This is a genomic window from Massilia aerilata (assembly GCF_042656905.1).
GTDB classification, from domain to species: Bacteria; Pseudomonadota; Gammaproteobacteria; order Burkholderiales; family Burkholderiaceae_D; genus Telluria; species Telluria aerilata.
Map to the genome: position 1 here is coordinate 577,243 of NZ_JBHSMZ010000001.1, position 18,002 is coordinate 595,244.

14 protein-coding genes are annotated in these 18,002 nt (G+C 70.6%); 8 read left to right on the plus strand and 6 right to left on the minus strand.

Annotated features, from left to right (window positions below; genetic code table 11):
- On the minus strand, positions 1-714 hold a 714-nt coding region (locus ACFPO9_RS02555; RefSeq protein WP_379766583.1), incomplete at its 3' end, for a DUF1565 domain-containing protein.
- A gap of 254 nt (positions 715-968) precedes the next feature.
- On the opposite strand from ACFPO9_RS02555, the gene ACFPO9_RS02560 reads away from it, so the two are divergent.
- Positions 969-1,340: an Lcl C-terminal domain-containing protein gene (locus ACFPO9_RS02560; protein ID WP_379766586.1), complete on the plus strand. Its 372-nt coding sequence runs from the start codon at positions 969-971 to the stop codon at positions 1,338-1,340.
- A 52-nt stretch (positions 1,341-1,392) separates the two neighbouring features.
- Here the strand turns inward: ACFPO9_RS02560 and ACFPO9_RS02565 are convergent, their stop codons facing one another.
- Both ACFPO9_RS02565 and ACFPO9_RS02570 read right to left on the minus strand, forming a co-directional pair.
- Positions 1,393-2,856: a M20/M25/M40 family metallo-hydrolase gene (locus ACFPO9_RS02565; protein WP_379766588.1), complete on the minus strand. Its 1,464-nt coding sequence runs from the start codon at positions 2,854-2,856 to the stop codon at positions 1,393-1,395.
- A gap of 98 nt (positions 2,857-2,954) precedes the next feature.
- Positions 2,955-4,091 carry a metallophosphoesterase gene (locus ACFPO9_RS02570; RefSeq protein ID WP_379766591.1) on the minus strand — a complete coding sequence of 379 codons (1,137 nt, stop codon included), beginning with the start codon at positions 4,089-4,091 and terminating at the stop codon, positions 2,955-2,957.
- A 207-nt stretch (positions 4,092-4,298) separates the two neighbouring features.
- Between ACFPO9_RS02570 and ACFPO9_RS02575 the strand changes: the two genes are divergently transcribed.
- The 5 genes from ACFPO9_RS02575 (at position 4,299) to ACFPO9_RS02595 (ending at position 10,355) form a co-directional block, all read left to right on the plus strand.
- Positions 4,299-4,751, plus strand: a complete 453-nt coding sequence (locus tag ACFPO9_RS02575) for a glycine zipper domain-containing protein (protein ID WP_379766594.1) — start codon at positions 4,299-4,301, stop codon at positions 4,749-4,751.
- Between the two features lie 114 nt (positions 4,752-4,865).
- Positions 4,866-5,843, plus strand: a complete 978-nt coding sequence (locus ACFPO9_RS02580; RefSeq protein ID WP_379766596.1) for a protein kinase domain-containing protein — start codon at positions 4,866-4,868, stop codon at positions 5,841-5,843.
- The gene (locus ACFPO9_RS02585) at positions 5,840-8,224 is read left to right on the plus strand and encodes an FtsW/RodA/SpoVE family cell cycle protein (protein ID WP_379766599.1); all 2,385 of its coding nucleotides are present in this window, start codon (positions 5,840-5,842) and stop codon (positions 8,222-8,224) included. Before ACFPO9_RS02580 ends, ACFPO9_RS02585 begins: the two co-directional genes overlap by 4 nt.
- Before the next feature lie 13 nt (positions 8,225-8,237).
- Positions 8,238-9,848, plus strand: coding sequence for a hypothetical protein (locus tag ACFPO9_RS02590; protein WP_379766602.1), 1,611 nt, complete (start codon positions 8,238-8,240; stop codon positions 9,846-9,848).
- Between the two features lie 6 nt (positions 9,849-9,854).
- A complete protein-coding gene (locus tag ACFPO9_RS02595) occupies positions 9,855-10,355 on the plus strand; it encodes an SH3 domain-containing protein (RefSeq protein ID WP_379766605.1) in 501 nt (166 codons plus the stop codon).
- On the opposite strand, the gene ACFPO9_RS02600 is transcribed toward ACFPO9_RS02595, so the two are convergent.
- On the minus strand, positions 10,317-10,796 hold the full coding sequence (locus tag ACFPO9_RS02600; protein WP_379766608.1) for a GNAT family N-acetyltransferase: 480 nt from the start codon (positions 10,794-10,796) through the stop codon (positions 10,317-10,319). The two genes, ACFPO9_RS02595 and ACFPO9_RS02600, sit on opposite strands and share 39 nt — an antisense overlap.
- A 74-nt stretch (positions 10,797-10,870) precedes the next feature.
- Between ACFPO9_RS02600 and ACFPO9_RS02605 the strand changes: the two genes are divergently transcribed.
- On the plus strand, positions 10,871-11,845 hold the full coding sequence (locus tag ACFPO9_RS02605) for a PP2C family protein-serine/threonine phosphatase (protein ID WP_379766611.1): 975 nt from the start codon (positions 10,871-10,873) through the stop codon (positions 11,843-11,845).
- A 131-nt stretch (positions 11,846-11,976) separates the two neighbouring features.
- The gene (locus ACFPO9_RS02610) at positions 11,977-13,503 is read left to right on the plus strand and encodes an FHA domain-containing protein (protein ID WP_379766614.1); all 1,527 of its coding nucleotides are present in this window, start codon (positions 11,977-11,979) and stop codon (positions 13,501-13,503) included.
- 139 nt (positions 13,504-13,642) lie between these two features.
- Here the strand turns inward: ACFPO9_RS02610 and ACFPO9_RS02615 are convergent, their stop codons facing one another.
- Together ACFPO9_RS02615 and ACFPO9_RS02620 are read right to left on the minus strand one after the other, a co-directional pair.
- On the minus strand, positions 13,643-15,925 hold the full coding sequence (locus ACFPO9_RS02615) for an SUMF1/EgtB/PvdO family nonheme iron enzyme (RefSeq protein WP_379766617.1): 2,283 nt from the start codon (positions 15,923-15,925) through the stop codon (positions 13,643-13,645).
- Positions 15,922-17,997: a coiled-coil domain-containing protein gene (locus ACFPO9_RS02620; RefSeq protein ID WP_379766620.1), complete on the minus strand. Its 2,076-nt coding sequence runs from the start codon at positions 17,995-17,997 to the stop codon at positions 15,922-15,924. Before ACFPO9_RS02620 ends, ACFPO9_RS02615 begins: the two co-directional genes overlap by 4 nt.
- Between the last annotated feature and the right edge of the window lie 5 nt (positions 17,998-18,002).

Below are 18,002 nucleotides of genomic sequence, written 5' to 3' on the forward strand. Positions count from 1 at the left end.
GCCCGAACCCGAATTGGTGCCGTCGACGTCGAAGCCGATGATGCTGACGTAGTTGCCGCGGTTGTCCCAGGCGTTGTTGTTGCTCGAGCTCGAAGGCGGAACGATTTTGGCGCCCCACTTGGTGGTCGAAACCCAGTAGATGCGTGCCGCGGCGGTGCCGTTGGCGGTGGTCTTGATGCCGCCGGCATAGGTGCCCGGGGCCACCCAGACCGTGGTGCCGGCCTTGGTCGCGGCTTTTGCTGCGCGGGCCAGGGTCTTGAACGGCGCGGCCTTGGTGCCGGCGGCGGTATCCGAACCGGTCGGCGACACATAATAGTTATAGGTGGTGGCCGGGGTCGTGGTCGCGGCGCTCACGGTCGGGCTCGATGCCGAGATCGACGCCAGCAGGCGCGGCGAGCCGTCGGCCGGCGCATCGGCTTGCGAGGAAGCGGCGCCGGTCGAGGCCAGGCTGCCATCGTAAGCGCTCAGTTCGAAGCTGCCTGCAGCGGCTTCGGTCGCCCGGGCGCCGGCGGCGTCGGCAGCGTTCGGCGTGGTGGCGGCACTATTTGCGACGGTGGTGTCGGCGCTGGACATGAGCGCGGCGGCGGTCTGCGATTGCTGGCCGCTGCAGGCGTCGCTCATGCCGCCGCCACAGGCGGTCAGGAGCACGGTGACGCTGGCGCACAGCAGGGCGTTGACACGGCTATCCGAAGCAAAAGTAACGAGTTTTTTCATAAGAAAGTTCCTAGCAGCAAAAAGAGAATGCACCCCTTTGAGCGTAGGAAACTTCCTTGGTTCAATCTTTTTTAAAGAAAATTTTCTCGTTGCAATTAAATATTTACAGAAAATATTTCTGTAAACCGTATAACGCAAAACGGATCAGCTTGTGCGAACAAGGTTATGAGCTACATCGTATTGCGCGCAGCAACTGACTCGCAGTGAAGATGGTCTTAGTACAGAGACCTAAGACCACATGCGAGGACGACGCGATGGGCGAATACCTGAGAATTCAAGAAATGCTCAAGGAAGGCGAGGATTATGCCGGCCTGATCCTGGGCAAGGACGGGGAAGCGGACTACCACCTGGTGCTGCTGCCGGACGACGTCTCGGACGTCAGCTGGCCGACCGCACGCGAGTGGGCGGGCTCGCAGGAAGGCGACCTGCCCACGCGGCGCGAGCTTGCCCTCCTGTTCGCCAACCTGCGCGAACGCTTCGACAGGGTGTGGTACTGGTCGAGCGAACAGCACGACACGCGGCCGCAGCTGGTGTGGGGGCAGAATTTCGCCAGCGGCATCCAGACCGTGTATGGCCGGCCTTTCCGCGGCCACGCGCGAGCGGTGCGGCGGATCGTCGGCGGCTGAGCCGCCGGACTATCCGCGCACCGGGCGCAGCGGTGCGCCGGCAGGGCCCGCCTTATTTGGCGGATGCCGCCGGTGCTGCCGTCACGGGCACGGCCACGTTCGAACGGCCGATTTGTTGGTCCATGTTCGCCAGGAACCAGGCCGTCGTTGCCATGACGGCCGTGTGGCGGCGCAGGTTGTCGGGATCGACCTTGTCGAAGGTGTCGGCCGGCGTATGGTGGTAATTGAAGTAGCTCGCCGAGTCGATCCACGGCTCGAAGCTCGGCACGCCCGAAGTTTCCAGTTCGTGCAGGTCGCCCGACGCAATCACGTCTTCGCGGCGGAAGGCGCCTGCGCCGATCGGGTAGAGCGCTGCCTGCAGCGGGGCCATCAGCTTGGCCGACTGCAGGCCGACGCCGGCGCGCAGGCCGAAGGGGCGGCCCGAGCCGCTGTCGTCTTCGTAGGCGGCGAAATGCTGCTCGGCAGCCGATTTGTAGGCGTCGTTATAGCCCCTGCCGCCGCGGCCGCCGTTTTCTTCGTTCATCCACGCCACCACGCGGATGGTGCGGCGCGGACGGTAGTCGAGCTTGCGCAGGGTATCGATCACGCCCATGGCGCTGACCACACCCGAGGCGTCGTCGTTGGCGCCCGTGGCGAGGTCCCAGGAATCGAGGTGGCCGGACACCAGCACGATCTCGTCCGCCTTGTCGGTGCCGGGCCAGTCGGCGATCACGTTGTAGCTGTCGGCGTCGGGCAGGATCTGCGGGGTCAGGGTCAGGTGCAGGCGCACCGGGCCGCGCTTGGACAGGCGGGTGATCAGCATCGAGTCCTCGATCGTGATCGCGGCTGCCGGGATACGCTTGCCTTCCGGCAGGTTTGTGGCGCCGGTATGGACGATGCGATAGGCGGCGCCGCCGACGGCGCGCACCAGCGCGGCTTGCGCGCCCATCTCGGCCGCCATGCGCGGACCGGCGCCACGGAAGGCGACGGCTTGTCCGTAGGCGGTGCCGGCCAGGCCGCGGTCGGCCATGTCCTGGTCGAAAGGCACGTCGAACAGCACGATGCGGCCCTTCACCTCGGCTGCGCGCGCTTTCAGTTCGTCGAAGGTGCGCACCACGATCACCTCGGCCGTGATGCCGGCCGCCGGGGTCGCGCCCGAGCCGCCGAGGGCGGTCAGCACGACTTTCTGGGTCACGCCGGCCGGACGGCCCTGGTAGTCGACCACTTCGCCTGTCTCGGCGCCGCGCACCCAGTGCGGCACCTTGACCGGCTGCAGGGTGACCTTGGCGCCCAGCTTGCGCAGCTCGCCGGCCACCTGGGTGACGGCGGCGGCGGCGCCGGCGGAACCGGACAGGCGCGGGCCGACCAGGTCGGTCAGGTCTTCGAGGCGCTGGTAGGCATAGTCGCTCTGCATCGCCGTGTCACGCACCTTGGCGAGCGCGGCCGGGTCGTTGCCAGGCGTGGCAGCATTGACGCTGCTGCCCAGCAGGCTGGCGGCGATCAGGGTCAAGGCGGGAAGGCAGATGCGGCGGTTCATGCGTTTGTCCTTTGGTTCGGGTCGAAATGACCGAAACAATAACGCAATCGCCGCCGTTTTAGGAAAATTATTGCGGTAAATACATTGTTGATGGAAGCTCAAGCCGGGACCAGCCGGACCAGGGTGATTTCCGACGGCGCCCCGAAGCGCTTCGGCGGTCCCCAATACCCGGTGCCGCGGCTGGTGTACACCCACAGCGAGCGCACCCGGTTCAGACCGGCAACGAAGGGCTGCTGCAGCGGCACGAAGAAATTCCAGGGGAAGAACTGGCCGCCATGCGTATGGCCGGACAGCTGCAGATCGAAGCCGGCGTCGGCGGCAGCCGGCGCGCTGCGCGGCTGGTGGGCCAGCAGGACCTTCACGGCCACGCCGGCCGGCGCCCCGGCCGCGGCCTGCTGCGGATCGCTCCTGTGGGCCGGGTTGAAATGCTGGGCCGTGTAGTCGGTCACGCCGGCGATCATCAGCGAGGCCGCGCCGCGGTGGCGGATCACGTGCTCGTTCAGCAGCACGCGCAGGCCCAGGCGGCGCACCTCGGCGATCCACTGTTCGGCGCCGGAATAATATTCGTGGTTGCCGGTCACAAAGAACACGCCGTCAGGCGCAGCAAGGCGGGCCAGCGGCGCCGTGTGCAGGGCCAGCCGCTGCACGCTGCCGTCGACCAGGTCGCCGGTCACGGCAATGGCATCCGGCTTGAGCCCGTTGACCTTGTTGACGATGGCATTCAGGTAGGCGCGCTTGATGGTGGGGCCGACGTGGATATCGGAAATCTGGGCGATCGCATAGCCGGCCAGTTCCTCGGGCAAATTGACGATCGGCACGTTCACAGTAACCACACGCGCGAGACGGCGTGCGTTGACGAAGCCGATGACGGACACGAGCAGCGCCAGCAGGGGCACGGCCAAGGCGCTATCGTGCTTGATGGCCGGGCTGCCGGCGCCTGCAAGCGCGATCACCAGCAGGATCACATCGCGCAGCAGGGTCAGCACCAGCAGCGAGGAAAAGAAACCCATCGCCAGCAGGCCGGCCCAGGCCAGCGGTCCGGACCAGCGGCTGCGGCGCAGGCTGGGCGCGACCAGGCCGAGACGCACCAGCACGGCCGAGGCCGCGAGCAAGACGATGCCCAGCAGCATGCCGAACAGGCCGACGTCCATGCCTGGAAGCAAGCGGAGACCGATATACAGGTGCACCAGCACCAGGATTGCAAGAACAGAAATGGAAGATCGTCGGCGCGCCATGGACCTGAGGAGTGAAGGATAGACAGCTGTTAGATGGGGCAAGCGGAAGCGAGTGCAAGTGCTGCACGTTCGAAATGTTACGTCCTCTGATGCAGGTGTAAGAATCTGTATTAACGCGTGGCAGCCTCGCCGGTGGGGAATATAGTACGTTCATGCCTGGCGTCGTTGAGATCATCCTGATCCCCCGTTGAGGCTAAGGAAATAGCCATGTTGAACAAAAAATGCTTTGGTGCGGTACTCCTGGCCGCGGCCGCCGTGTCCTCCACGGCAATGGCTCAAGATCGGGGAGCGAACACTGTCATCGGCGCACTGGCCGGTGCAGCCATCGGTGGCGGCGCGGCAGGTCGCGACGGCGCCCTGGTCGGCGCGGCGATCGGCGCGGCCGTGGGTAACTCGGTGCGCACGAACGACGACTATTATTACCGCGACCGCGGCAACTACGGCTACGCGAACAATTACTACTCGGGTAACTACTACCAGCCGGCGCCGGCCGCCGTCTACGTGGAATCGCGTCCGCGCTACTACTACGAACCGCGCCCGGTGTATGTCGAATCGCGCCCGTACTACGACCGTGGCCGTTACTACGATCGGGGCAGCTACTACGACCGCGACCGCGGTGACCGTCACCACGACCGTGGCGGCTGGGATCGCCACCGCTGATCGGCTCCCGCTGACAAAAACCGCGCTCCGGCGCGGTTTTTTCTTGCCTGCCCTTTCCATCTCCCCCCGCTAGCCGCTCACGGCGGCGCCTGTGCCGCCTTGACGGGAGGACACATGCTCGAAGCGGGCGACATCATCACCCTGACGGCCGGCGCCTGGCGCCTGCGTGAACCGCTGGCCAGTTCCAGCTATGGCCTCCTGTGGCATGCCGAGCCCTCGGGCGGCGGCCCGCCGGCCGTGCTCAAGCTGGTCAACACCGAACAGATGGCGCTGGCACTCCCGCCGCAGCGCGTCCGCTGGTCGGCCTGCCTGCATGCCGAAATCGCCTTCCTGGGCGCCCTGCGTCCCTGGGACCAGCGCCACATCGTGCGCCTGCTCGACAGCGGCGAGCACCTTGGCCAGCCGGCGATGGCGCTCGAACGGCTCGACACCGACCTCGCGCGCCACCTGGATGCGCTGCGCAGCCGCGGCGACGCGCCCTCCTTCCTGCAGGCGCTGGACTGGGCCGCCCAGGCCAACCAGGCGCTGGCGAAAGTCCACCAGTACGGCTGGCGCCACCTCGACCTGAAGCCCGCCAACCTGCTGCTGGACCGCCACGGCGCGCTCAAGCTGGCCGACTTCGGCACCAACCGCCCGCTACTGGACCGCAACGCCCATTCCTATGCGGGCAGCGCCAACTGGCAGGCGCCCGAACAATTCTTCCCCGGCGCCGACGGCCTTTACCTGACGGACGCGCGTAGCGACTACTTCGCGCTCGGCGCCCTGCTCTACCATGTGGTCTCCGGCGCGATGCTGCGCTTCTGCAGCGCCTGCGGCGGCGCCTGGCGCGAGCACGGCCCGGACGCCGCGGCGTCCCTGCGCGCCCGGCACGCCGGCGGGCTACCCGCCATCCTCGCGCCCGACGAGGCGGCGCTCTACCTGCGCCACGCCGGCCTCGCCACCGCCGCTGCCGCCGACGCGGCACTCGGCCTGCTGCGCGCCCTGCTGGCGCCGCGCCCGGAACGGCGGCCCCGCCATGCCCTCGAGATCAGCCGCCTGATCGAACGCGCGCGCAGCGCCTGCGCCAAGGACACGATGCGGAGCGCGGCATGAGCGGCGCCGCCGTGTTGCGCGGCGCCGCGCGCGAAGCCGCGGCGGCTGCCAGGCCGCGCATCCGGATCGACAGCGGCCGGATCATCGCCGGCGCCCTGCTCCTGCTGCTGTGCGCCCTGCAGCTGCTTTGCCTGCTGCGCGCGCCGGCCGCGTGGATGCCGGCGCGGGTCGCGGTGGCGCTGGATGCGGGCAAGGACATGCTGCTGGACGGCGCCGCCCTCGGCTTGCCGCCGGCGGAGGGTGCGCGCATCCGGCTGCGCCGCGATGCCGCGGGAAGCTGGTGGGCCGCGGCCGCCGGACCGTCGCCGCTGCAGGTCCAGCACGGCGACACCCGGCGCCGCGCCGGCAGCGTGCTGCTGGCGCAAGGCCAGCGCTTCCAGCTGGGCGCCTCCAGCTTCAGCGTCGACGCCGCCGACGCCGTCAGCGTCGCCTTCACGCGCGGCGCGACGCGTTGGCGGTACGACGGCGCCGTCTTGTCGAAGGACGGCCTGGCCCAGCCCAGCTGCCCGGACGCGCGGCTGGCCGCGCGCCTGGCCGGCGCCTGGAACCGCTGGCTGCCGTCCGCACTGGGCATGCCGCGACCGCTGGTCTTCGGCGGCAACCTCGATTGCGGCAACCGCATCGCCATCGCCGGCGTGCCGGCGCCGGCCGCCACCATCAAACCGACGCCGGAGGGGATGCTGCTGGCCGGCGGCGCCGGCGCCCAGCAGGCGCCCCTGCTGCTGCAAAGCGCTGGCCGGGCGCAGGATGCCGTCCTGCTGGCGGAGCGCGAGGAAGGGCTGGACCAGGCCGGCGCGCTGCAGTTGGGCCGCACCCGCCTGCTCCTCGAACGCAACGGCGACCTGCTGCACCTGCAGCCGGCATCGCACGTCGCCCTCTACCGCGAAGCCCAGCTGCGCCTGCCCGAAGGCGTCAGCTGGACCTGGTCCCGGCGCGCGGACTGGCGCCTGCCGGAACAGGCCTTCCTGCCGCTTGGCCTGGTTTTCGGCGTGAGCGCGATCGCCGGCGCAGCCATGCTGCTGAGCGGCGCCGCAGCTCGCCTGGGCCGCACCCGCGCGCTGGCTGCGGCGGGCGCCCTGCTGCTGTGCGGCGCCGGCCTGACCCTGCTGTATCTGCAGAAGAGCGGCGCGCCGGCCGGCGCCGGCGTCGGCCTGCTGGTGGCCTGGGCCGCCCTGTGCTGCCTGTGGCTGGCCGGCGGGCGCTCGCTGGCCGCCGGCGCCGCGGTGCTGCTGCTGGCCGCCGGCCTGCTCTCGCAACTGGAGCTGGGACTGGGCGCGCCGGAATCCTCCTGGCTGCGCCACGCCGGCAAGACCGGCGCCCTGCTGGCGATCGGCGCCGGCGCTTTCGGCATGCTGCGCGCGCTGCGTCCGGAACGCGACGCGCGTCCGCTGCCGCAGGCCCGCGTGGAACTGGCCCTGCTGCTCATGAGCGGCGTCGCGCTGCTGTTCCTGCTGCTGCAGGTGGCCTTCGGCGACGAGACCGGGGTCTTCGACCTGCAGCCGGTGGAATTCGCCAAGCTCGCGCTGGCCGCCCTCAGCGCCCACTGCCTCGCGCTGGCGACCGGCGGCCAGCCCGCGCCCGGCGGCGCCCTGCTGCGGGTGCTGCGCCTGGGCGCGCCGGCCCTGCTGTTCCTGGTGCTGCTGGCGGTGGCGCTGGTGCAGGTCGACGATTATTCGCCGCTGGTCCTGCTGACGGTTTGGGGCTGCGCGATGGCGCTGGCCTACGCGCTGGCCAGCCGCAAATACCTGCTGCTTGGCGCCGTGCTGGCCGCCGCGCTGGCCGCGGTGGCGGGGGTGGCGCTGCTGCGCGCCGCCGGGCCGGCCGAGTTCGCGCGCTGGAATTTCTACGCCGACCGCTTCATGGTCTGGCTCGATCCGGGCTCGCATCCACACACCGGCCAGCAGCTGCTGCTGGGCGCGCAGGCCATCGCCGGCGGCGGCTGGTTCGGCGCCGACCACGCCTTCGGCCTGCTGGCGCTGGGCCAGGACCCCGGCGCCGCGCTGCGCATCCCGGCGGTGCAGGACGACTTCGCCCCCTCCTTCTTCCTGAACCGGCACGGCCTGCTCGCCGCCTTGCTGCTGTGGATGCTGCAGGCGCTGTTCCTGGCCGGGCTGCTGCACACGGCGGTGCGCTGCTGGCTCGCGAGCGCCGGCGCGCGCGACTTCCGCCTGGCCTGGTTCGCCCGCTTCCGCTGCTTCCTGCTGTGCGGCGGCGCGGCCTTCGTCGCCGGCCACTTCCTGCTCTCGTGGGGCACTAACCTCGCGATCTTTCCGGTGATGGGCCAGCCGATGAGCTTCCTGTCGGCGGGCGGCTCGCACCTGCTGTTTTTCATCTGCCCCCTGCTAGTCGCGGGTGTCGCCAGCGAACCCGAACATCATTGAAGGAGAACGAATCATGCCAGTCTACGTGCAGCACGAAACCCTAGCCCGGATCAACGATGTGTTCAGCCCCGAGGCGATCTGGCAGGCGCCGGGGCTGGCCCTGTTCTCGCGCCGTCCGCTGCTGCGCGACCTGCTCGAACGCGCGCCGCGCGAACAGCGCGGCCGCGCCGCCACCCGCTGCTTCTCCCACGTGACGCTGGCGCTGCCGCAGGAAGAGGTCGACGACGACCGCCATCTCACGCGCGGCGCCCGCGTGCGCGACCTGGCCGAGGGCCTGGCGGCGCTGCACCAGAAGGATTTCGGCGACCTGTTGAAGGGCGACGAGGTGCGCTACCACGTGGTCGGCGCCGAAGCGCTGGCCCCGGGCGAGGTCGAGGTGCGCTTTGGCCACGCGGTCTACCTGCCGGCGCCCGGCGAAAAGGTCCAGTACACGGTCAGCGTCTCGCGCGACAGCGCGGTCTGGAAAACCGTCTGCCCGATCTACCCGAACCAGCGCCTGACCCTGATCGGCCACGACGAACACGAAGCCACCCACGTCGCGCCCGGCTGGCCCTTCGGCGCGGACGGCGCGATCCTCCTGATCAACGACGGACCGGAATCGCCGCTCGAAATCCAGGTGCGGCCCAAGGACGCCTTCGAATGCAGCTGGGAACAGGCCGGCGGCTACTACGCGATCCGGTCGCGCCGCGGCGGCGTCGACGCCACCGGCGCGCCGCTGCGCCTGCTGCTGCGCGTCACGCCGGCGCCGGGCGCGCGCAGCGTTCCCGCGCCATCCGCACAACCCGCGGCACAGCGCGCCGCCGCGCCGATTCCCGCACCGCTGCGCACTCCGGCCGCACCATCGGCCCGGCCCGCCGTCTGGAAGCCGCGCCAGGCCCTGGCCGCCGACATGACCGCGGTGCCGCTGGCCGCTCAGCCCTCGCCGGCGCCAATGCCGGCAACCGCGGAAGCCGACGCCACCTACGCGCCGGTCGCGCGCCAGCGGGTCGCGCTGGCGGCGCTGGCCCTGCCGCGCCTGTCGCGCTACCGCGAAACCGGCGCCCAGGCGCTGGAGATCGGCCTGAACCGCGCGCTGACGCCGTCCGCACCGGGCCATGAAGCGGTGCTGGGCTTCGCCATCGACGATGCCGACACCATGCACGCGGTCACCAGCGCCGGCCGCGAGCCGGTGGCGGCGCCCTCCTCCTTCAGCCCCCTCGACGGCGCCCGGGTCGACCTGCTGGCGGTCGCGCCCGAGATGGCCGAGCGCTACCTGGCCCTGCTGCGCCTGCCGCAGGCGCCGGCGCTGCCGGTGGCGCCGGGGGCGCGCTTCCTGTTCGGCCGCAGCGCGCCGATGCTGGCCGCGCTGCGCGTGCTCGATTCGCCGCGCTTCCTGCGCGCGGCAGGCGGCGTTGCGCCCTCCAGCGCCGACCGCCTCGGCCTGTCGCGCAATGCCTTCAGCTTCGAGGCGGGGCCCGACGGCTACCGCATCGCCCGCGCCAGCGCCACCCAGGCCCTGTACCACCTCGACGAACAGCTGGGCTTCGTGGCGGCGATTGGCGAGGCCACGCCGGAGCAGCCCTATCTGCTGCCGCCGGGCCACCACCTGGTCGCCGGCCACTACGTGCTGCGCTTCGACGCCTGACGCGCCATGCCTCTCAGCGCACCGACCCCGGCCGCAACGGCGGCCGCCTACGCCCTTGGACTGGCGCTGACCCTGGCGCTGGCCGGCTGCCTGACGCCGCGCCATTGGTGGCGGCGGCCGACCGCTGGCAATGTCTTGTTGACGGGCGCCGCCACGCTGGCCCTCGGTGTTTTATTCTGCCTGATGTTCGCCGCATTGATGCCGCCGGCGCGGCCCGCAAGGCTGGGGGAGCCGCTGCCTTTCGCGGAGAAATTTCCGCCGCCCCCTGCGCACCTGGCGCCGGCAACGCGCTACCGCGTCATCGACGACCTGAACCTGCGCGCAGCCAGGGCCACCGGCGCCCCGCGCCTGGCGGTGCTGCCGGCCGGGACCCTGGTCACGCCGACCGGCGCCCTCGATGGCGACTGGCTGCAGGTGCGCGCCCGCGTCCGGGGACAGCCCGTCGAAGGCTGGGCCAGCAGCCTGTGGCTACGCCGGGTCGACGAGCGCAGGCTGGGCGAGGACTAGGCGCATCGGGTTGTAGCGCACGATGCCGTCCTGCGTCGGCGCGGTCGGCACGAAACCCAGCGAGGCATAGAAGGGCAAGGCGTGGTTGGATGCGTTGACCGTGAAGGCGCCAGGGTGACCGGGTCCGAGGGCGGCCTCGCGCGCGGTCTCCCAAAGCTTGCGTGCGACCCCGCGCCGATGAAACCGGCGGTCGACATAAAGGCTGTAGACATGGCTGCGCTGGCGCATCGCGATGAAGCCGGCCAGCTCGCCCTCGACCTCGGCCACGTGATAGACGAAGCCTTGCGCGAGGAAGCCGCGCATGCCGTCCTCGCCCTGCTCAGCCAGGAATACGGCGGCATCCGCCGGCGTCGATTCGTGCAGGATGAACGCCTCCGCGGCGCGCCGCAGCAGCACGCAAGCAGAGGGAATGTCGTCGGGCGTGAGGGAACGGATCTTCATGGTCTGGTAAGTGTAAGGGAAAAGTGCCGCTAATCGTCGCTTGGCTTTTTGCTATTTGCGGTTAGAGTAAGGGGATGCTGACTCCAGAAGTTTCGATCGCTTCCTCCCTGCGCTTCGGCGCCCTCGACGTCGCCGCCGCCTCGCGGCTGGGCGCCGGGCCGCGCCTGCGCGAAGAAAACCAGGACAACTTGCTGCTGATCGACAGCGGCGGCCGGGCCGTCTGGCTGCAGAACCAGCAGCCGCAACGCCGCCAGCTGGCGCGCTGGCGCCAGGGCCATGCGCGCCTCGCCGTGCTGGACGGGATGGGCGGGCATGGTCACGGACGCGAGGCGGCGGAAGCGGTGGTGGCCGGCCTGCTGGCGATCCCGCCGATGGATTCCGCGGCCGAGCTGGCGCGCCGCCTCGACAGCCTGCACGCCGAGCTGCAGCGTCATTTCGCCCAGCTGGCCGGGCCGGGGCCGCGTCCCGGCACCACGCTCACCATGCTCGAGCTGCCGGAAGGCGCCGACCCCATCCTCTACCACGTGGGCGACTCGCGCCTGTACGAGATCACCCGCGAACGGGTGGCCCCGCTCACCGCCGACCACGTCCCGGCCACCGCCTTCGCGATGGGCGGCCTGCTGGGCGAGCAGGAATGGTGGCAGCAGGTCCACGGCGAGCACCGGCCGCAGGTGTCGCAAGCCTTCATTCTCGGGAACGCCTTCGCCAATCCGGCCCAGTTGAATGATCCGCTGTTCGAACTGACGCCGCTGAACCTGCCGTCCTGGCTGTGCGCCCTGCCGGACCGCCGCGCGCTCCACCTGCGTCCGGACGCCAGCTACCTGCTGGCCACCGACGGCCTGTGGTCCTGTTCCGATCCCTATGGCTGGGTGGGCCAGTGGCCGCAGCTGCTGGGCGGGCGGCTGGATGCGGCCGGCATGCTGGCCACCTTGCTGCGCGCCTACGAATCGCACCCGCCTGCCTTTTTCTACCCGGACAACGTGACGGCCATCCTGCTGCGCACGCCGGGCGCCGGCGCGCGCGAGGAAACCGTGCTGCCGGGCGCCTGAGGCGTTCCGCTTCAGTGTGGCAAAAAAATGCTTTTTAGCAAAAAATCTTGCCGAATGATGAATACGGCGCGCCGCCTCGGCTTAAAATCACGTAAGCTCGACCCGACCGTCCACCGTGTAACCCGCCGCCCATGAAACGCTGCTGCAGCCCCGACCATCCGCACTGTACCGCCTGGGTCATGCCCGGCGATCAGGCCTGCGCGCATGGCCACGGCCAGCCCGCTTTGGCGCCTGCGACGGCGGCGGACGCCCTCGGCTCCAGCTTCGACATGCTGCAATCGGTGCGGGCCCGGCGCGACGCCCCCGACGCCATCCGTCCGAACGCGGCGCCCGCCGCGCGTGCGGAAATCCGGCCGCACCTGCACATCAGCGGCTTCGACCCGCGCGCCGCCGGCGGCCGCCAGGCCATCAAGCTGGAGTTGCGCGGCATGCCGGACGATACCCCGGCCGAACTCACGCTGCTGCTGCAATCGGCCCTGCTGCCCCAGGGCGGCGGCCGCCAGACCTTCACACGCAGCCTGCGCGGCGGCTGGCGGCCACTGGTGGTCGAATTTTCCTCGCGCGGCCGCGAACATGGCCAGTACCGCGTGGACGTCGAGCTGCACGCCCGCGATGAGCAGCACAGCGGCAGTGTCCGCACCTGGGTCGCGACCGTGGTGCTGCTGGTGCCGCGCGCGGACGCGTCCCTGGCCGAGATCCACCAGACCTACCTGGCGGCGCGCAAGAACGTGCGCATCCATGCCGACGACGCCTCGATCGCCCGCCTGCACGGCCTCGACGGCGCCGGCCCGCTCGACATCGCGATCGACGCCCGCAACGCGTCGATCGCCCAGCTGAACTTCGGCGCCCGGCAGGGCAAGATCGACATGGCCCTGCCGACCATCGCCTGGGACGAAGACCTGATCGAAATCGACCTGCCGGCCACGCGCCCGGCCCACCCCTGCCCGGCTTCGAGCGCCTGCCTGGTCTACGCCGAGCCGGATGCGGGCATGCAGCGCCACCTGCGCCTGTTCGCGCTGGACGAGTGGGTCGTCGGCAGGATGGAAGCGGGGCCGGGCGGCAGCCTGCTCGAAGCCGAGGCCGACGTCCTGCTATGCCATTACGGCGAGCACGGCCCGGAGCACGAGGGCCTGACCCGGCGCATCTCGGGACGCCATGCCGTGATCCGCCAGGGCCGGCAAGGATTCGAGATCGAGGATGTGTCGCGCTACGGGGTGCTGCTGGACGGTGTCTGGCCCGGCAAGCACAGCCCGGTCGCGTTGCGGCTCGGCATGCGCATCGAGCTGACCGCCAGCATCAAGGGCGTGGCGGCGCTGGTGGTGACGGCCTTGCTGCCGCATGCCGTGGTCCTGCACCGCATCGACGCCGGCGGCGCCGCCGAGTGCATCATGCTGGTCGCGCCCGACACGGCCCCCTCGGCAAGCGCCGGCGCAGCATTGCCACGCGCAGCCGTGCTGCCGCAACTCTTCCACCGCGACGGTGGCTTCTGGCACCGCGATCCATCCACCGGCGCCGACACCCCGCTCGGCCCGACGGCCGCACTCGAGCGCCTGGCCGGTTTCCACGGCCGGGTTCGTTTTACGGCAAGTCCCTATCCCGACTACCGGGCCGCCCGCGGCGCCGACCGCCGCGCGGCGCTCCAGCTGTCGGGCGCCTGACTCAGCCCGGCCGCAGCACCAGGAAGATCAGGGCCGCACCTGTCAACAGCACGGCCTGCAGCGAAAATACGATCAAGGGAATGCGGATATCGTCGGGGATGCGCATCGCAACCTCCAGTCACAGAAATTACCTGACCGATTATCCCACCATCAGCTCGCGCACGACACGGAAACCGACGATGTCGTTCGACAAGGCGCTCGAAAAGCCGTTGCGCAACGCCGAGCGCAGATAGCGCGGATTGTAGAGCCAGGAACCGCCGCGCAGGATGCGGCGGGCCTGGTCGCCCCCCTCTTCCCAGGCGCTGCCGTCGAGGGGTGCGCCCTCGTAGTTGTCGTGCACCACGTCCTGCACCCACTCCCACACATTCCCGTGCATGTCGAACAGGCCCCAGGGGTTGGGCGGGAACATGCCGGCCGGGGTCGTCCCGCGCCGGTATTCGCCGCGCACGCCGCCATTCCAGGTGAAGTTGCCGTCGTAGTTGGCCTGCTCGGTCGAGATGCTGTCGCCGAAGCTGAAAGCAGTCCTGGTGCCGGCGCGGCAGGCGTATTCCCACTCGGCCTCGCTCGGCAGGCGGTAGTTGCGCCCGGTGGCGTCCGACAGCCAGCGCAGGTATTCCAGCGCGTCGTACCAGTTGACGCCGACCACCGGGTGGGCGTCGGTCTGCGGGAAGCCCGGCGCTTCCCAGTTCACTTCGCCGCTCTGGCGCCAGCCGGTGGCGCGCACGAAGACGCGCCATTCGCCCACCGTCACCGGATAGCGGCCCATCGCGACCGGCTTCTCGATGCCGACCCAGTGCTGCGGCAGCTCGCGCGCCAGCCAGCCCTTCTGCGAGCCGGCTTCCATCGCGATCTTGCGTTCATGATCCGGTGAACCCATCTGGAAGCGCCCGGTCGGCAGCAGCACCAGTTCCGGGCCCTTGCCCTCGCCATCCAGGAAGCGGTCGCGCAGAATGCCTTCGAGGTCGGCCACCGGGCTGGCCGGGGTCGGCAGCATGACCTCGAGCTCGGCCTGGCTGCGCGCCGCCTGCTCGGCGCGGGCGCGCTGCTGCTGGGCGAGATAGGCTGCGGCGGCCTTGGCCTGGGCCAGCTTGCGCTGGGCCTGCTCGGCTTCCTGCCGCGTTTTTTCCGCTTCCTCGGCGCGGCGTTCCGCCAGCTGGCGCCGCAGTTCTTCCTTGCGCACGCGGCGGGCTTCCTCGGCCGCGAGCCGGACCAGCTTTTCCTGCTCGCGGCGCTGGCGGTCGACCGCCGCCTGGGCGGCGGCCCTGGCTTCCGCTTCGATGCGCTTGCGGGCCGCGGCTTCCTGGGCGCGGCGCCGGGTTTCCGCCTCGCCGGCCGCGCGCGCGGCTTGTGCGGCATCGCTTTGGGCGCGCTGCTCGTCCTCGCTGGGTCCGGTCGCCTGCTCCAGGCGGTCGAGCAGCTCGGCGACGCTGCCGGGCCGCTCGGCGGCGCTGGGCGCGAAGCCGGCCTGCAGGGCTGCCCACTGGCCCTCGTTCAGGCCTTCCGGCCGCGCCGGCGTTCCGCGTTCCGCCTGGCCGGGATCGAAAGGCAGGCGTCCGCTCAGCATCCGGTAGACCATGGCCGCCACCGCGTGCACGTCCAGTCCGCGCGCCGGCGCCTCCTGGCCCTGTCCCGCCTCGGGCGCGCGATAGCCGGCGGTGCCGGAACTGGCCGGGGCCTCCAGCGCACCCTTGCCGCCTGCGCCGCTACCGCGCGCGCGCGCGGCGATGCCGAAGTCGAGCAGTTTGACCTCGCCGTCATGGGTCAGGAAGACATTCGCCGGCTTGATGTCGCGGTGGACCAGGTGATGGCGCTCCCAGGCATGGTCGAGGGCAGCCGCCACCGGCCGCAGCAGGGCCAGGGTGCGCGCCAGTCCCAGCCTGCCCTCGCGCGCCAGCAGGCTGTCGAGGTCCTCGCCCTCCAGGCATTCCATGATGATGAAGTAGCTGGACGTGGCCGGATCCTGGGCCCAGTCGTAGACCCGCACGATATGCTCATGCGCCAGCTGGCGCGCGCGCGCCGCTTCCTCGATCAGCAGGCGCGCATGCGCCGTGTGCTGGGTCAGCTGGGGCGGCAGGATCTTCAGCGCGACCTGGGCGCTGTGGCCCAGTTCCGCCTGGGTGGCGAGGTCGGTGGCCTGCCAGACCTGGCCCATGCCGCCGTGGGCGATCAGGCGCTCGAGGCGGTAGCGGCGTTCGAAGGGGCCGACTTCCTGGCCGGCCATCAGGCCGATCTCGGTGCCGCGCAGCGGCGCCGGCGCCGCAACCGCTGCCGGCGCGGACGCAGACGCGCCTTCCGCCTGCGGCGGCGCATAGGCGGCGTCGAGAATGGCGTTCTTGCGGCTGTCGAATTCCTGGCGGCTCAGCAGGCCGTCTTCGTGCAGGGCGAGCAGCTCGCGCAGCTTGTCGATCGCGGTCTGCATCATCCCCGTGCCGGCAGCGCGGCGCCGCAGGCCGCGCAGAAGCGGTCGCCCCGATGCGCGCTCTCGTGGCCGCAGGCCTGGACGGCGCCCGCGAGCGCACCCGCAAGCCCGGCGCCCAGCTGGGCCTGGGTCGCCAGCGCGGTCTTGTTGACGTCGTTCTGCAGCGCCAGCAGCTCGAGCTGGTGGCGCCGCTCGCGCTCCGCTTCGGCAGTGCGGCGGGCGCGTTCCTGCTCGACCTGCTCCTGGGCGAGGCGCCAGGCATCCGTATTCGCGGCGCCGACCACCCCGGCCAGGGCCGCCAGCTGCTCGGCGCTCATGTTGCCATGCTCGCGCGTTTTCATCACGTCCGCCAGCAGGGCCGCGTTGGCGGGGTTCACCAGCGCCAGCTTTGCGCTGTCGTCGAGCGCGCCCAGCGCCTGCGCGCGTTCGATCTCGGCGCGCGCAAGGTCCAGCTCATGGGCCCGCTGTTCGCGCAGGCCTTCGCGCTCGTAGCTGCCGGCCAGCGCCTCGGCCTCGATGGTGCGCAGCAGCTTTTCGTGCTGGGACAGGGCGTCCTGCGAGGCGCCTTGGCGGCGCAGGCTTTCCACCTGCTGGCGCACCTGTTCGGCGTCCACCGACAGGCGGCCCGCGGCCTGGGCTTCCTGCCAATCGAGCACGCGCTCGGCCTCGCGCCGGCGGGCTTCGTTCTCGACCTGCAGCAACTTCAGGCCGGCCACGTGTTCCTCGTCCTCGATCTCTTTCGCGCGCCGCGCCGCGGCCTGCTCGGCTTGGTGCAGGCGGGCGAGTTCCGCGCGCTGGCGGCTGGCGTCCTCGATGCCGCGCGCCTGCTCGATCTTGTTGCGGATCTGCTGCTGCAGCAGCTGGTGCGTGAAGCGCTGCTGGGCGATGGCGCGCCCCTGCGCCGCATCCTGCTTCGCCACCTCGAGCTCGGTGCGCATGTGGATGCCGGCCAGTTCGCGCAGTTGCTGCCATTGCGCGGCCTCGTCCTGGCGCGCGCCGCGCTTGCCGGCCAGCTCGTGCTCCAGCGCCGCCACGGCATCCACGGCGCCGCGCTCGATCGCCTGCTTGCGCGTACGCGATTCGACGATGCGGCCGTACAGCTCGATCTGGCGGCCGCGGATCGCCTGGGCGCGCTCGGCGTTCTTCAGCGACAGGCCGGCGCGTTCCAGGCTCGCGTCCTGGGCCAGCTCGGCGCGGCGGTGGCGCAGGCGTCCTTCCTGCTCCTCGCGGCGGATGCGGTTCCATTCCTGCTCGTCGTACAACTCATCCAGCTGCTTCGCGTGCTCGATGCGTACGCGCTGCTCGTCGGCGGCCAGCCACAGGGTGCCGATGCGGGCGCGGTTGGCGTCGAACTTGTCGTGGCGCAGGGCGATGGTGTCGACCCGCGTCACCGCCAGGCCGTACTGGGAGAGCAGCAGCGCCAGCCCGCCCTGCAGGTGCTGGTCGAGTTCCAGGCGCAGCTCGCTCTTGCCGGCCCGCTGTTCAGCCATATCGCGCAGCGAGCGCGCGGCGACGAATTCGCGCGCCAGTTGGGCGACTTGCGGTGCGATCAGCTCGCGCAGCTGCACGTCCTTGATCGTGCCCGGCATGGTCATGAAGTGGCGCGCGAAGGCCGGCACGTTCTCGATCTTCACCGACAGGGTGAGCGTGGCCTCGACCTGCAGGTGTTCGCAGGTGGCCAGGCCTTCCAGGCTGAATTCGACCGGCAGCGCGCCGCTGCGCGTGACCAGGATCTCGGCATGCTGGTCGCGCAGCAGGTTGTTCAGGCGCGTGAAGAAGCCTTCGATCTCGTATTCGCCCTGCGGCACCTCGGTGGCCTGCTCGCCCTGCAGGATGTAGGCGCGCGCGGTAGCCGGCACGTGCAGGGTCTTGACGAAGATGCCTGACAGTTCGCGCACGCCGAAGAACACGGCCAGCTCGTCCGGTCCCGGCGCCCAGCGGTTATCGACCAGCACGGGCTTGTGGCGCGGCGCGCCCAGCAGCAGGCCGCAGCCGGCGCAGTAAGCGGCTTCGCCGCGGTTCCCGTGCTCGCAGCGGGGACAGGCGCTTCCGCCGATTCCGAACATCTTGAACATACCCT

Coding starts and splice junctions, on each gene's coding strand:
- ACFPO9_RS02560 (WP_379766586.1), top strand. CDS start 969: ATGGGCGAATACCTGAGAATTCAAGAAATGCTCAAGGAAGGCGAGGAT.
- ACFPO9_RS02565 (WP_379766588.1), bottom strand. CDS start 2,856: ATGAACCGCCGCATCTGCCTTCCCGCCTTGACCCTGATCGCCGCCAGC.
- ACFPO9_RS02570 (WP_379766591.1), bottom strand. CDS start 4,091: ATGGCGCGCCGACGATCTTCCATTTCTGTTCTTGCAATCCTGGTGCTG.
- ACFPO9_RS02575 (WP_379766594.1), top strand. CDS start 4,299: ATGTTGAACAAAAAATGCTTTGGTGCGGTACTCCTGGCCGCGGCCGCC.
- ACFPO9_RS02580 (WP_379766596.1), top strand. CDS start 4,866: ATGCTCGAAGCGGGCGACATCATCACCCTGACGGCCGGCGCCTGGCGC.
- ACFPO9_RS02585 (WP_379766599.1), top strand. CDS start 5,840: ATGAGCGGCGCCGCCGTGTTGCGCGGCGCCGCGCGCGAAGCCGCGGCG.
- ACFPO9_RS02590 (WP_379766602.1), top strand. CDS start 8,238: ATGCCAGTCTACGTGCAGCACGAAACCCTAGCCCGGATCAACGATGTG.
- ACFPO9_RS02595 (WP_379766605.1), top strand. CDS start 9,855: ATGCCTCTCAGCGCACCGACCCCGGCCGCAACGGCGGCCGCCTACGCC.
- ACFPO9_RS02600 (WP_379766608.1), bottom strand. CDS start 10,796: ATGAAGATCCGTTCCCTCACGCCCGACGACATTCCCTCTGCTTGCGTG.
- ACFPO9_RS02605 (WP_379766611.1), top strand. CDS start 10,871: ATGCTGACTCCAGAAGTTTCGATCGCTTCCTCCCTGCGCTTCGGCGCC.
- ACFPO9_RS02610 (WP_379766614.1), top strand. CDS start 11,977: ATGAAACGCTGCTGCAGCCCCGACCATCCGCACTGTACCGCCTGGGTC.
- ACFPO9_RS02615 (WP_379766617.1), bottom strand. CDS start 15,925: ATGATGCAGACCGCGATCGACAAGCTGCGCGAGCTGCTCGCCCTGCAC.
- ACFPO9_RS02620 (WP_379766620.1), bottom strand. CDS start 17,997: ATGTTCAAGATGTTCGGAATCGGCGGAAGCGCCTGTCCCCGCTGCGAG.